The organism is Pseudomonas sp. PDM05 (genome assembly GCF_014851685.1).
Lineage (GTDB): Bacteria > Pseudomonadota > Gammaproteobacteria > Pseudomonadales > Pseudomonadaceae > Aquipseudomonas.
Map to the genome: position 1 here is coordinate 48048 of NZ_JACVAC010000010.1, position 14744 is coordinate 62791.

At 61.5% G+C, this 14744-nt stretch carries 9 protein-coding genes and 1 tRNA gene; all 10 read left to right on the forward strand.

Annotation, left to right across the window (positions count from 1 at the left end; genetic code table 11):
• Positions 1-54: 54 nt before the first annotated feature.
• The 10 genes from dnaG to pqqB all read left to right on the forward strand — a co-directional run bounded on the left by dnaG (position 55) and on the right by pqqB (position 14739).
• Positions 55-2028: a DNA primase gene (dnaG, locus tag IB241_RS19300; RefSeq protein ID WP_192299812.1), complete on the forward strand. Its 1974-nt coding sequence runs from the start codon at positions 55-57 to the stop codon at positions 2026-2028.
• 67 nt (positions 2029-2095) lie between these two features.
• Positions 2096-3946 (forward strand): RNA polymerase sigma factor RpoD, encoded by a 1851-nt coding sequence (gene rpoD / locus IB241_RS19305; RefSeq protein ID WP_192299813.1) that lies wholly within the window; start codon positions 2096-2098, stop codon positions 3944-3946.
• Between the two features lie 122 nt (positions 3947-4068).
• Complete coding sequence (locus IB241_RS19310) at positions 4069-7812, forward strand: EAL domain-containing protein (RefSeq protein WP_192299814.1); 3744 nt, start codon at positions 4069-4071, stop codon at positions 7810-7812.
• A gap of 15 nt (positions 7813-7827) precedes the next feature.
• Positions 7828-7904: transfer RNA gene (locus IB241_RS19315), tRNA-Ile, on the forward strand.
• 131 nt (positions 7905-8035) lie between these two features.
• Positions 8036-8482 carry an Lrp/AsnC family transcriptional regulator gene (locus tag IB241_RS19320; protein WP_192299815.1) on the forward strand — a complete coding sequence of 149 codons (447 nt, stop codon included), beginning with the start codon at positions 8036-8038 and terminating at the stop codon, positions 8480-8482.
• Between the two features lie 146 nt (positions 8483-8628).
• Entirely contained in the window at positions 8629-10320 is a 1692-nt protein-coding gene (locus IB241_RS19325) for a flavin monoamine oxidase family protein (RefSeq protein ID WP_192299816.1), read from the forward strand.
• A 10-nt stretch (positions 10321-10330) separates the two neighbouring features.
• Positions 10331-11125, forward strand: a complete 795-nt coding sequence (locus IB241_RS19330; RefSeq protein ID WP_192299817.1) for a carbon-nitrogen hydrolase family protein — start codon at positions 10331-10333, stop codon at positions 11123-11125.
• Positions 11126-11173: 48 nt separating this feature from the next.
• Positions 11174-13510, forward strand: a complete 2337-nt coding sequence (pqqF, locus tag IB241_RS19335; protein WP_192299818.1) for a pyrroloquinoline quinone biosynthesis protein PqqF — start codon at positions 11174-11176, stop codon at positions 13508-13510.
• A gap of 173 nt (positions 13511-13683) precedes the next feature.
• On the forward strand, positions 13684-13758 hold the full coding sequence (gene pqqA, locus IB241_RS19340) for a pyrroloquinoline quinone precursor peptide PqqA (protein ID WP_003194766.1): 75 nt from the start codon (positions 13684-13686) through the stop codon (positions 13756-13758).
• 69 nt (positions 13759-13827) lie between these two features.
• Positions 13828-14739, forward strand: a complete 912-nt coding sequence (pqqB, locus tag IB241_RS19345; RefSeq protein ID WP_192299819.1) for a pyrroloquinoline quinone biosynthesis protein PqqB — start codon at positions 13828-13830, stop codon at positions 14737-14739.
• The last annotated feature ends 5 nt before the right edge of the window (positions 14740-14744 follow it).

Sequence of the window (14744 nt, forward strand, 5' to 3'; positions counted from 1 at the left end):
TGCGCTTGAGCACATCATGGGCCCTCATTTACACGCAGTGATGACGAGAACGCCATGGCCGGGCTAATTCCCCAGAGCTTTATTGACGACCTTCTGAACCGCACCGACATCGTCGATGTCGTCAGCTCGCGCGTGCAACTGAAAAAAGCCGGCAAGAACTACACCGCCTGCTGCCCGTTCCACAAAGAGAAAACCCCGTCATTTAGCGTCAGCCCCGACAAGCAGTTCTACTACTGTTTCGGCTGCGGCGCTGGCGGCAATGCCCTCGGCTTCCTCATGGACCACGACAACCTGGACTTCCCCCAGGCCATCGAGGACCTGGCGAAAGCCGCCGGCATGGAAGTCCCTCGCGAAGAAAGTGGTCGCCCACACAAACCGCGCCAGCCCACCGACTCGCCGCTGTACCCACTGCTGACGGCCGCTGCCGACTTTTATCGTCAGGCGCTTAAAAGCCACCCGCAGCGCAAGGCCGCCATCGACTACCTGAAAGGTCGTGGCCTCACCGGCGAAATCGCCCGTGACTTCGGCCTGGGTTTCGCTCCGCCTGGCTGGGACAACCTGTACAAGCACCTGAGCAGCGACACCCTGCAGCAAAAAGCCATGATCGACGCCGGCCTACTGGTGGAAAACGCCGAGACCGGCAAACGTTACGACCGCTTCCGCGACCGCGTGATGTTTCCGATCCGCGACAGCCGCGGCCGCATCATCGCCTTCGGTGGCCGCGTGCTGGGGGACGACAAGCCCAAGTACCTGAACTCCCCGGAAACCCCGGTATTCCACAAGGGCCAGGAACTCTACGGCCTGTTTGAAGCGCGCAAGAACAACCGCAACCTCGATGAAATCATCGTGGTCGAAGGCTATATGGACGTGATCGCCCTCGCCCAGCAAGGCCTGCGCAATGCCGTGGCGACCCTGGGTACGGCGACCAGCGAAGAACATTTGAAGCGCCTGTTTCGCGTAGTGCCCAGTGTGCTTTTCTGCTTCGACGGCGACCAGGCCGGCCGCAATGCCGCCTGGCGCGCCCTCGAAGCCACGCTGTCGAGCCTGCAGGATGGGCGCCGCGCGCGCTTTTTGTTCCTGCCCGAAGGCGAAGACCCGGACACCCTGGTCCGCTCCGAAGGCACCGACGCATTCCGCGCCCGCATCAACCAACACGCGCAACCGCTGGCAGATTACTTCTTCCAGCAACTGACCGAAGAAGCCGACCCGCGCTCACTCGAAGGCAAGGCCCACATGGCCACCCTCGCGGCGCCGCTGATCGACAAGGTGCCGGGCGCCAACCTGCGCACGCTTATGCGCCAACGCCTACAAGAGATCACCGGCCTGAGCGGCGAAGCCGTCAGCCAGCTGGCGCACAGCGCGCCGCAGGATGCACCGCCACCGGCCTACGACCCAGGCATGGACTACGACGCCATGCCGGATTACGCCGACTTCCACCAGCCGCAGGAGGCCTACGCGCCCCAGCAGGAGTGGACACCGAAAAAGCCCGGCGCCGGCGGCAAGAAATGGGACAAGAAGCCTTGGAGCAAGAACGGCAAGCGCGGTGACCGCGATGAAGCCTATGCCCCGCGCACCCCGGTCGCCGTAGAAGCGCCGACGCTGATTGCCCTGCGCACGCTCATCCACCACCCGCAACTGGCGGGCAAGGTTGAAAGTGCCGATCATTTTGCCAACGCGAGCAACACTTACGCCCAGGTGCTGATTGCCCTGATCGAAGCCGTGCAGAAAAATCCTAAGCTAAACTCTATTCAGCTGATGGCTCGCTGGCATGGCACCGAACAAGGCCGATTACTCAAGGCGCTCGCGGAAAAGGAGTGGCTAATTGACGGCGATAACCTTGAACAACAGTTTTTAGACACCATTACTAGGTTATCCGCGGGCCAGCACACGCAGACCCTCGATGAACTGATCAAGAGAGCAAGACAGCCGGGATTGTCGGCTGAAGAGCAAATTCAGATAGCAAAACAGATGCGCGACCTCTTAAAACAGAATGTTTCCGCATCAAACCCGACCTCAGCTGGCGTGTGAGGTCATAGCTCGGGTATAATCCTCGGCTTGTTTTTTGCCCGCCAAGACCTTCAGTGGATAGGGTGTTATGTCCGGAAAAGCGCAACAGCAGTCTCGTATCAAAGAGTTGATCACCCTTGGTCGTGAGCAGAAGTATCTGACTTACGCAGAGGTCAACGACCACCTGCCTGAGGATATTTCAGATCCTGAGCAGGTGGAAGACATCATCCGCATGATTAACGACATGGGGATCCCCGTACACGAGAGTGCTCCGGATGCGGACGCCCTTATGTTGGCCGACGCCGATACCGACGAGGCAGCCGCTGAAGAAGCCGCTGCCGCGCTGGCTGCGGTGGAGACCGACATCGGTCGCACGACTGACCCTGTGCGCATGTATATGCGTGAAATGGGTACCGTCGAGTTGCTGACACGCGAAGGCGAAATCGAAATCGCCAAGCGTATTGAAGAGGGTATCCGTGAAGTGATGGGCGCAATCGCGCACTTCCCTGGCACGGTTGACCACATTCTCTCCGAGTACACTCGCGTCACCACCGAAGGTGGTCGCCTGTCCGACGTCTTGAGCGGTTACATCGACCCGGACGACGGCATTGCGCCGCCTGCCGCCGAAATACCGCCGCCTGTCGATGCAAAAGCGGCGAAAGCTGACGACGATTCCGAAGACGACGATGCTGAAGCCAGCAGCGACGACGAAGAAGAAGTCGAAAGCGGCCCGGACCCGATCGTCGCTGCCCAGCGTTTCGGGGCGGTTTCCGATCAAATGGAAATCACCCGCAAGGCATTGAAGAAGCACGGTCGCACCAACAAGCAGGCCATTGCCGAACTGTTGGCCCTGGCCGAGCTGTTCATGCCGATCAAGCTGGTGCCGAAGCAATTCGAAGGCCTGGTTGAACGCGTTCGTAGCGCCCTTGAGCGTCTGCGTGCACAAGAGCGTGCGATCATGCAGCTCTGTGTCCGTGATGCGCGCATGCCGCGTACCGACTTCCTGCGCCAGTTCCCGGGCAACGAAGTTGACGAAAGCTGGTCCGACGCACTGGCCAAAGGCAAGGCGAAGTACGCTGAAGCCATTGGTCGCCTGCAACCGGACATCATCCGCTGCCAGCAGAAGCTGACCGCGCTTGAAACCGAGACCGGCCTGACAATTGCCGAGATCAAGGACATCAACCGTCGCATGTCGATCGGTGAGGCCAAGGCCCGCCGCGCGAAGAAAGAGATGGTTGAAGCGAACTTGCGTCTGGTGATCTCCATCGCCAAGAAGTACACCAACCGTGGCTTGCAATTCCTCGACCTGATCCAGGAAGGCAACATCGGCTTGATGAAGGCTGTGGACAAGTTCGAATACCGTCGCGGCTACAAGTTCTCGACTTATGCCACCTGGTGGATCCGTCAGGCGATCACTCGCTCGATCGCCGACCAGGCCCGCACCATCCGTATTCCGGTGCACATGATCGAGACCATCAACAAGCTCAACCGCATTTCCCGGCAGATGTTGCAGGAAATGGGTCGCGAACCGACCCCGGAAGAGTTGGGCGAACGCATGGAAATGCCTGAGGATAAAATCCGCAAGGTATTGAAGATCGCTAAAGAGCCGATCTCCATGGAAACCCCGATCGGTGATGACGAAGACTCCCATCTGGGTGACTTCATCGAAGACTCGACCATGCAGTCGCCAATCGATGTCGCCACCGTTGAGAGCCTCAAGGAAGCGACTCGCGACGTACTGTCCGGCCTCACTGCCCGTGAAGCCAAGGTACTGCGCATGCGTTTCGGCATCGACATGAATACCGACCACACCCTTGAGGAAGTCGGTAAGCAGTTTGACGTGACCCGCGAGCGGATCCGTCAGATCGAAGCCAAGGCGTTGCGCAAGTTGCGCCACCCGACGCGAAGCGAGCACCTGCGCTCCTTCCTCGACGAGTGATACCAGAACCCCCGGCCCAGGCCGGGGGTTTTGTTTTCTACAGCAAAAAATCCCGCGCAACCCCCCTCCCCCGCAATGCCCGTCTACACTCGAACCATTCCCCGTGCCATAACGAGACCGTTATGCCCAGATTGCCGACCGTGTTACTGCTGTCGCTGCTGACCTGGACCGCAACGGCTGGCGCGTTGACTCTTAGCGATGATGAGCGTGGCTGGCTAGCGGACCATCAGGAACTGCGGCTGGGGGTGGATGCGTCATGGCCACCCTTCGAATACCGTGATGAAAATAGCCACTACCAGGGCCTGGCCGCCGACTATGTGCGCCTGATCCAGGACCGCCTGGGCGTCAGGATCAAATTGATCGAACCCGCAAGCTGGAGCGCGGTGCTCGAGCAGGCCCGAAACAACCAGCTCGACCTGCTGCCCGGTGTCATGTCCACGCCTGAACGCCAGAGCTACATGGCCTTCACGCGCCCGTACCTGGACTTCCCCATCGTGATCCTGGCCCATGAGGGTGGCGCCCAGCCGCGCAACCTCAAGGATCTCTACGGGCTGAAGATTGCCGTGGTGGAAAATTACGCCCCCCACGAACTGCTCCGCACCCACCACCCCGACCTGAATCTGGTGGCCATGCCCAACGTCAGCTCGACGCTACAAGCGCTGGCCACCGACGAAGTGGATGCCGTGGTCGGCGACCTCGCATCCAGCGTCTGGAGCCTGCGCCAGCTGAAACTCGACGGTCTGTACGTCAGCGGCGAAACGCCCTACCGCTACCAACTGGCGATGGGCGTGCCGCGTGACAACAAGATGCTGGTCGGCATCCTCGATAAAGTCCTGGCCGACCTCAGCCCGGACGAAACCGATGCCATCCAGCAACACTGGGTCGGCAGCATTACCGATCACCGCGCATTCTGGACTGACCTGCTGACCTACGGCCTGCCCGCAGTGCTGCTGCTGAGCACCGTTTTGGCCATCGTGATTCGGATCAATCGCCGGCTCAGTTCGGAAATTTCCCGCCGCGTGGCGCTCGAACAAGAACTGCGCAGCAGCGAATACCACTACCGCGGCCTGGTAGAGAGCCTGTCGGCTATCGCCTGGGAAGCCAGCATCATCGATTTCACCTACAGCTACGTCTCCCCCCACGCCGAAGAACTGCTGGGGTACCCGCGTGCCCATTGGCTGATCCCGGGCTTCTGGCGCAACATCATCCACCCTGCCGACCTGACACGCGCCGAAACCTATTGCCATCGCGAAACCAGCGCCAACCGCGACCACAGCGTCGATTACCGCGTCATCACCGCCGACGGCCGCTGCCTGTGGGTGCGCGACATCGTCAGCCTCATAGAGCATGGCCACGAGCCCGTGTTGCGCGGCCTGATGATCGACATCAGCGAAGCCAAACGCACTGAAGAAGCGCTGCAACTGTCCGAGCAAAAGTTTGCCTCGGTGTTCCAGCAATGCCCGGACATACTCGTGATCGCCCGTCTGTCCGACGGCTGCCTGCTGGAGGTGAACAAGGCCTTCGAGGATCAGGTCGGCCTGAGCGCCGAGGAAGTAGTGGGTAAAACCGGCACGGCGTTGAACATCTGGGGCTACGAGGGCGCCGGCCCGGATCTGCTGAAACGGGTGCAGACCTCCAGCATCCGCAACCTGGAGATGCCCTTTCGGCGCAGCAACGGCCAAGTCTTCACCGGCCTGATTTCCGCCGAGCCGTTCCAGCTCGACACCATCGAAGCCATCGTCGTGGTCGTGCGCGATATTTCCCAGCTCAAGGAAACCCAGCAGCAGTTGCAAACCTCGGAAGAGAAGTTCGCCAAGGCATTCCATGCCTCCCCCGACGGTTTGCTGCTGAGCCGTCAACGCGATGGCCTGCTGATCGAAGTGAACGATGGTTTCAGCCGCATTACCGGCTTCGCCAGCGCCACCTCCATCGATAAGTCCGCCTTGGACCTGGGCATCTGGGTCGACCTCAACGAACGCAAAAACATGCTGGAGATGATGCAGCGCGACGGCTTTGTCCGCGATTTCATCTGCCATATCCGCCGCAGTGATGGGCAAGTCCGCCTCTGTGAATTGTCCAGCCGCCCACTGCCAATCGGCGACGACGACTGCATGCTCACCATTGCCCGCGACATTACCGAACGCCAGCTGATGCAGGAAAAACTGCAACAAGCCGCAACGGTCTTCGAAAGCACTGCCGAGGGCGTGCTGATCACCGACACGCAGCAGAACATCAGCGCCGTCAACCGCGCCTTCAGCGAGATCACCGGTTACAGCGAAGCCGAAGCCTTGGGCCAGACACCACGCATGCTCGCCTCGGGCCTGCACGACAGCGCCTTCTATGCCGCGATGTGGCATCAGTTGACCGCCCACGGGCATTGGCAAGGCGAGATCTCCAACCGCCGCAAGAATGGCGAGCCGTACCCCAGCTGGCTGACCATCAGCGCCGTACGCAACCGCGACCAGTTGATCACGCACTTCGTCGCCGTGTTTGCCGACATTTCCAGCCTCAAACTGGCCCAGGCCCGCCTCGACTACCAGGCACACCACGACCCGCTGACCGGCCTGCCAAACCGCACGCTGTTTGAAAACCGACTGCAGGCCGCCCTCAACGGCCATCAGGAAACCGGCAAACAGGGCGCCGTGCTGTTTCTCGACCTGGACCGTTTCAAGCACATCAACGACAGCCTCGGCCACCCCGTTGGCGACCTGCTGCTCAAGGACATTGCCGTACGCCTCAAGGAACAACTGCGTGACATCGACACCGTCGCCCGCCTCGGTGGCGATGAATTCATCATCCTGCTGCCGGGCCTGCAACATGCCAGCGACGCCGAACACCTCGCAAACAAGCTGCTGGCGTGCTTCACCCTACCGTTCCAGGCCGGCGAACATGAGTTCTTCATCAGCGCCAGCATCGGCACCAGCCTGTATCCCCAGGACGGCACCGACGTCGCCACTCTGGTCAAGAACGCCGACGCCGCGATGTACCGCTCCAAGGCCAAGGGCCGCAACCGGGTAGAGAGCTACACCCGCGACCTCACCGCCCAGGCCAACGAGCGCGTGGCCCTGGAACACGAACTGCGCCGCGCCATCGAACGCGACGAACTGAGCCTGTGCTACCAACCCAAGCGCAGCCTGGCGACACAAGAACTGATCGGCGCCGAAGCACTGATCCGCTGGCGTCACCCGACCTTCGGCGAAGTGCCGCCCGAACACTTCATCGCCCTCGCCGAAGAGAACGGCATGATCCTGCAGATCGGCGACTGGGTACTGGAACAGGCCTGCCGCCAAATGCACGCCTGGCAAGGCACCTTCGATGACTTCGGTACACTCTCGGTCAACCTCGCCGGCGCGCAACTGCGTCACCCCAACCTGCTGTCACGCATCGAACAACTGTTGCACGACTACCACCTCACACCCGGCTGCCTGCAACTGGAGATCACCGAAAACTTCATCATGAGCCAGGCTGAAGAAGCGCTGGAGGTCCTGCACCAACTCAAGCACCTGGGCGTGCAGCTGGCGATCGACGACTTCGGCACAGGTTATTCATCCCTCAGCTACCTCAAGCGGCTGCCGCTGGACTTCCTGAAAATCGACCAATCCTTCGTCCGCGGCCTGCCCGACGACCCCCACGACGCTGCAATCGTGCGCGCCATCATCGCCCTGGGCCACAGCATGCAATTCACCATCATCGCCGAGGGCGTGGAAAACTCCGCGCAACAGGCATTCCTTGCCGCCGAGGGCTGCGAACAGATGCAAGGCTACATCGTCAGCCTGCCCCTGCCGCCCGAACTGTTCGCAGCTACATTCCTTCGTATGAGGGCTGAGGATTTTTCGGATAGCACAGTGGAGAAACCGTCGTTATAATCCGCGACCTGTTTAGGGCCTATAGCTCAGTTGGTCAGAGCAGAGGACTCATAATCCTTTGGTCCACGGTTCAAGTCCGTGTGGGCCCACCAACTCCAAAGCCGCGCATTGCGCGGCTTTTGTGTGTCTGGCCGAGTGGTTTGCCAGCCAGCCCAGGCGAATAAATCGACGAAAGTGTGTAAAAAGCGTCCACACTCCATCGCTCACCTACTGGAGCCTCCCCTTGCCTGCCCTAGACGAAATCGACCGCCAACTGATCGCCGCCCTGCAAATCAACGCGCGCGAAAGCGTGGCCATGCTGGCCCGCCAGTTGGGGATCGCGCGCACCACGGTGACGTCGCGCCTGGCGCGCCTGGAAAAGACCCAGGTGATCACAGGTTACGGTGTACGCCTCGGCCAACGGGTGGCGGGCGGTGGTTTGCAGGCTTATGTGGGGATCACCGTCCAGCCGCGCTCCGGCAAGGAAGTGCTGCGCCGACTGAGTGCGATGGCCCAGGTCCAGCAGTTGTGCGCCGTGAGCGGCGAGTTCGATTACGTGGCCTGGCTGCGCACCGACTCGCCGGAGCAGCTCGACCAGTTGCTCGACCAGATCGGCAGCGTCGATGGCGTCGAGAAGACCACTACTTCGATCATCCTCAGTAACAAATTGGATCGCGGCCAGCCAGTCTGACCACCCGCTTCGTCACTCTGACTAAAAACAATTCATTCCGACGACACTTTGCGTCTTATTAACGAACGCTACGCTCCCTAAACTGGCTGCCATCTTTTCCTATACTCAGCGGGACGTGCCCCGCCGAGTCGCCAGCCAGGTCAGCCATGAACACATTCAACAAAAACAATCGCCACCCTGCAGACGGTAAAAAACCCATCACCATCTTTGGCCCGGACTTTCCGTTCGCCTTCGATGACTGGATCGAACACCCCGCCGGCCTGGGCAGCATTCCCGCCGCCAACCATGGCGCCGAAGTAGCGATTGTCGGCGCGGGCATCGCCGGTCTGGTGGCCGCTTACGAACTGATGAAGCTGGGCCTCAAGCCGGTGGTGTACGAAGCCTCGAAAATGGGCGGGCGCTTGCGCTCCCAGGCGTTTGAAGGCGCCGAAGGCATCATCGCCGAGCTGGGCGGCATGCGCTTCCCGGTGTCGTCCACCGCGTTCTACCACTACGTCGACAAGCTCGGCCTGGAAACCAAACCCTTCCCCAACCCGTTGACGCCAGCGTCCGGCAGCACGGTGATCGACCTCGAAGGCCAGACCCATTACGCACAAAAGCTGTCGGACTTGCCGGCGTTGTTCCAGGAAGTTGCCGACGCCTGGGCCGATGCCCTGGAGGCCGGCTCGCAGTTCGGTGACATCCAGCAAGCCATCCGCGACCGTGACGTACCACGCCTCAAGGCGCTGTGGAACAAGCTCGTACCGTTGTGGGACGACCGCACGTTCTACGACTTCGTCGCCACCTCCAAGGCGTTCGCCAAGTTGTCGTTCCTGCACCGTGAAGTCTTCGGCCAGGTCGGTTTCGGCACAGGTGGCTGGGACTCGGACTTCCCCAACTCGATGCTGGAAATCTTCCGCGTGGTGATGACTAACTGCGATGACCACCAGCACCTCGTGGTCGGTGGCGTGGCCCAAGTGCCCATGGGCATCTGGCGCCATGTACCGGAGCGCTGCGCCCATTGGCCGGCGGGCACCAGCCTCAGTTCGCTGCACCGCGGCGCGCCACGGGCCGGGGTCAAGCGCATTGCCCACGCCGACGGTGGCCGCTTCGCCGTCACCGACAACTACGGCGACACCCGCGAATACGCCGCCGTCCTGACCACCTGCCAGAGCTGGCTGCTGACCACCCAGATCGAATGTGACGAAAGCCTGTTCTCACAAAAAATGTGGATGGCCCTCGACCGCACGCGCTACATGCAGTCCTCGAAAACCTTCGTGATGGTCGACCGCCCCTTCTGGAAAGACAAAGACCCGGAAACCGGTCGCGACCTGATGAGCATGACCCTCACCGATCGCCTGACCCGTGGCACCTACCTGTTCGACAACGGTGACGACAAGCCGGGGGTGATCTGCCTGTCCTACGCGTGGATGAGCGACGCGCTGAAAATGCTCCCGCAACCCATCGACAAACGCGTGAAGCTGGCCCTCGACGCCCTGAAGAAGATCTACCCGAAAGTCGACATCAAGGCGCGCATCATCGGCGACCCGATCACCGTATCCTGGGAAGCCGACCCGCATTTCCTCGGGGCCTTCAAAGGCGCGCTGCCCGGTCACTATCGCTACAACCAGCGTATGTATGCGCACTTCATGCAGAAGGACATGCCCGCCGAACAGCGTGGGATCTTTATCGCCGGTGACGACGTTTCCTGGACACCGGCATGGGTAGAAGGCGCCGTGCAAACCTCGCTGAATGCTGTATGGGGCATCATGACCCACTTCGGCGGCAGCACTCACCCCGAGAACCCGGGGCCAGGCGATGTGTTCGATGAAATCGGCCCGATTGCCCTGCCTGAGTAAGGAGTTGACCATGCGTGTCGCCTTGTACCAATGCCCGCCGCTGCCACTGGATGTGGCCGGCAACCTGGCACGCCTGCACCAGCTGGCGCATGAAGCGTCCGGTGCGGATGTGCTGGTGTTGCCGGAAATGTTCCTCAGCGGCTACAACATCGGCGCCGAGGCGGTGGGGGCCTTGGCCGAGGCCCAGGATGGTCCGTCCGCGCAGAGAATTGCCGCGCTGGCGCAAAGTGCCGGGCTGGCAATTGTCTACGGCTACCCGGAGCGGGCCGACGACGGGCAGATCTACAACGCCGTGCAACTGATAGACGCCCACGGCCAGCGCCTGTGCAACTACCGCAAGACGCATCTGTTTGGCGATCTGGATCACGGGATGTTCAGTGCCGGGGGCGATGACTTCCCGGTAGTGGAACTCAACGGTTGGAAGCTGGGCATGCTGATCTGCTACGACCTGGAATTCCCGGAAAACACCCGCCGCCTGGCCCTGGCCGGTGCCGAGCTGATCCTGGTGCCCACCGCGAACATGGTGCCGTTCGACTTTGTCGCCGATGTCACCGTGCGAGCGCGGGCCTTCGAGAACCAATGCTACGTGGCCTACGCCAATTACTGCGGGCATGAAGGCGACATCCACTACTGCGGGCAAAGCAGTATTGCCGCGCCGGACGGCCAGCGCATTGCCCAGGCCGGACTGGATGAAGCGCTGATCATCGGCACGCTGGATCATCAATCGATCCTCACCGCCCGCGCCGCCAACCACTACCTGCACGACCGCCGTCCCGAGCTGTACAGCGCGCTGCACAAGCCCTGACCTTGTGGGTTTGTTAGCATAGGCACTTCCTACGTTTCGGAAGTGCCCATGCCTGCGCCGGCCCACCCTCTTCACCGTCAACTGACCCTGGCCAATGGCCTGCGGGTTTCCCTGCGCCATGCGCCGCGCTTGAAGCGCAGCGCGGCGGTTTTACGGGTCGCCGCCGGCAGCCACGATGTGCCCCTGGCCTGGCCGGGGTTGGCGCACTTTCTTGAGCATCTGCTGTTCCTCGCAACCGAGCGTTTTCCCACAGACGAAGGGCTGATGGCCTACGTGCAACGTCACGGCGGCCAGGTCAACGCCAGCACCCGCGAGCGCACCACGGACTTCTTCTTTGAACTGCCGGTGTCGGCCTTCGCCGATGGCCTGGAGCGCTTGGCCGACATGCTGGCCCAGCCGCGTCTGGCGCTGGAAGATCAACTGCGCGAACGCGAAGTGCTGCACGCGGAGTTTGTCGCCTGGTCCCAGGATGCCAAGGCCCAGCAGCAGGTGGCGTTGTTCGCAGGGCTGGCGGCGGATCATCCACTGCGCGGTTTTCATGCGGGCAACCGCGACAGCTTGCCGGTGGAAAGTCAGGCATTTCAGCAGGCATTGCGGGAATTTCATCAGCAGTTCTACCAGAGCGGACAAATGACCTTAAGCCTTGCAGGCCCACAGTCGCTGGACGCACTGGAAACTCTCGCGCAGCGATTCAGCACTGTGTTGAATTCGAGCCCTCAACGCCCACAACTCGCACCACCGCCGTTGATGCCCGGTGACGTCCAGGGCTACCAGCACAAAGCTGACAATCACCTGCACCAAGTCATCACTTGCAACGCGCCCCGCGCAGCCCTGGAGTTCCTCTGCACCTGGCTCAACGCTTCGGCTCCAGGCGGATTGTTGGCCGAACTGCAAACACGAAAACTGGCCACCGACCTGCAAGCGAGGGTGCTGTATCACTTTGCCGGGCAAGCACTGTTGGACGTCGATTTCACCCTCGACACTCAAGATGAACCGGCGACAGCGATTGAAGCATTGCTGCACGACTGGCTGAGCTTTTTCGCACACAGCGATTGGACGGCACTGCAAGAAGAATTCGCCCTGCTGGCCTCTCGCCAGCAACAAACCGGCGGCGCCCTCGCCTTGGCTCGACACGACAGCGAAGACCTGTCGGAGCAGGCCCTCACGGCCCTCAAAACCCTGCTCGCCGCCCTGCACCTGCCACCGGCGCAGCACACGTGGCAACTGCCACCGAACAATCCATTCCTGCGCCCGCCGGCCAAGGAAGAGCGTGCGGGCCTGATTCGTGGCCAGACCAGCGCCCACCGCGGTTTGCGCACCTTCGCCCAGGACCGTTCACGGGGCCGCCGGGAAGTGTCGGCGCTGTCCTTCAGCCAAGCGTGGGCGAATGACACCGATGAAGCCGCGCTGTACCTGCGCTGGCGCTCTGCTCCCAGCGACCTGCAAGGCGCATTGCAGCCACTGCGTGAGAATGCTCGCCAGGCGGGCGTTGAATTGTCGTTTGAAACCATCGGCAACGACTGGCTGGTGAAAATGGTCGGGCTGCACGAACCCATGCCGGCGGTGTTGGATGCCTTGGCGCACAGCCTGAACCAGGCACAACAGAAACCCTGCGCCCCGACGCCGACGATCGCCATTCGCGAATTGCTCAAGGCACTGCCCGCTTACTGCGCCACCCCGCCCGAGCACCGCGAAACCTCCTGGGTCAACGCCCGCTGGCAGGGCCTGGGGCTGGGTTTTCCGGCCGCGTCCGAAGCGGCGATCAAGGCAGCCGCAGCGCACCTGCCCGGGCAACCCGCACCGACCGAGCAGTTCCTGCCAACCCTAGGCGGCCAGCGCATCTGGCACGAGGTGAAGACCGATTCCAGCGAGGCCGCCTTGCTGCTGTTTTGCCCGGCACCCAGCCAATCCCTGGAGGATGAAGCCGCTTGGCGCCTGCTTGGGCATCTGCTCCAGGGTCCGTTTTACCAACGCCTGCGGGTAGAGCTGCAAATCGGCTACGCCGTGTTCAGCGGCGTCCGACAGATCAACGGGCAAACGGGCCTGCTGTTTGGCGTGCAATCGCCCAATGTGTCCCGGGAAGCAATCGTTGAGCAGTTACATATCTTCCTGACGCAATTGCCGACGCTGATCAACAACGCTGACGACATGGCCAACACGGCACTGGCGGGCCAGTTCTCGGCAAGCACGCTACCGCTTGCCCAAGCCGCCGAACTGCTCTGGCATGCGCGTTTGGCCGGGCACCCGGCGGATTATCTGGAGCGCGTTCAACAGTCGATCCAACGCCTGACCCGCGAAGATCTGCTACACGCCGCCGAACAGTTGAACAACGCCACAGGCGGCTGGCGCTATGTCGCCAACGGCCCGCGCATCACAACAGGCTGATACCGGCGGGCTGATCATTGCCAACCTTGCAACAGGCTTTTTCCAGCGAGACAGCGCTAACTTGAGCAGATCTGAGTATTATTCCTACTCACGCTGCTGAACATCTCCGATCGGAGATGGACTATATGTATTACTTGGTAGTGAAAGTCCCATCCCTTGGTAGGAGTAAGAATATGACCTGGTCCAAACCTGCTTACACTGATCTGCGTATCGGTTTCGAAGTCACCATGTACTTCGCCAGCCGTTAATCCGCTGGGTACTACAACGCCTCGGCCCGCCCGGGGCGTTTTTGTTTTGAGCTTTGCTTGGGAGCTACCATGTTTGTCCAGATTCTAGGTTCCGCCGCCGGCGGTGGTTTCCCACAGTGGAACTGCAACTGCGCCAACTGCGCAGGTTTTCGTGATGGCAGCTTGCGGGCCCAGGCACGTACCCAGTCGTCCATCGCAATCTCCGACGATGGCGTGAATTGGGTGCTGTGCAACGCCTCGCCGGATATTCGCGCGCAACTGCAAGGCTTTGCGCCGATGCAGCCCGGCCGTGCGCTACGCGACACCGGCATCAGCGCCATCATCCTGATGGACAGCCAGATCGACCACACCACCGGCCTGCTGAGCCTGCGCGAAGGCTGCCCGCACCAGGTGTGGTGCACCGACATGGTCCACGAAGATCTCAGCACCGGCTTCCCGCTGTTCCCCATGCTTACCCACTGGAACGGCGGCCTGGCCTGGAACCGCATCGAGCTGGACACCAGCTTCAGCATCCCGGCCTGCCCCAACCTGCGGTTCACCCCACTGCCACTGCGCAGCGCTGCACCGCCCTACTCACCGCACCGCTTCGACCCGCACCCGGGCGACAATATCGGCCTGATCGTCGAAGACCTGCGCACCGGCGGCAAGCTGTTCTATGCCCCCGGCCTGGGCAAGGTCGACGCACCACTGCTGGAGATCATGGCCGGCAGCGACTGCCTGCTGGTGGACGGCACAATGTGGGACGACGATGAAATGCAGCGCCGTGGCGTCGGCACCCGCACCGGCCGCGAAATGGGTCATCTGGCGCAGAACGGCCCCGGCGGCATGCTGCAAGTGCTGGAACAACTGCCCGAGCAGCGCAAAGTGCTTATCCACATCAACAACACCAACCCGATCCTCGATGAAGACTCCCCCGAGCGAGCCGAGCTGGTGCGGCGCAATGTCGAAGTGGCTTACGACGGCATGAGCATTGAACTGTAGGAGCG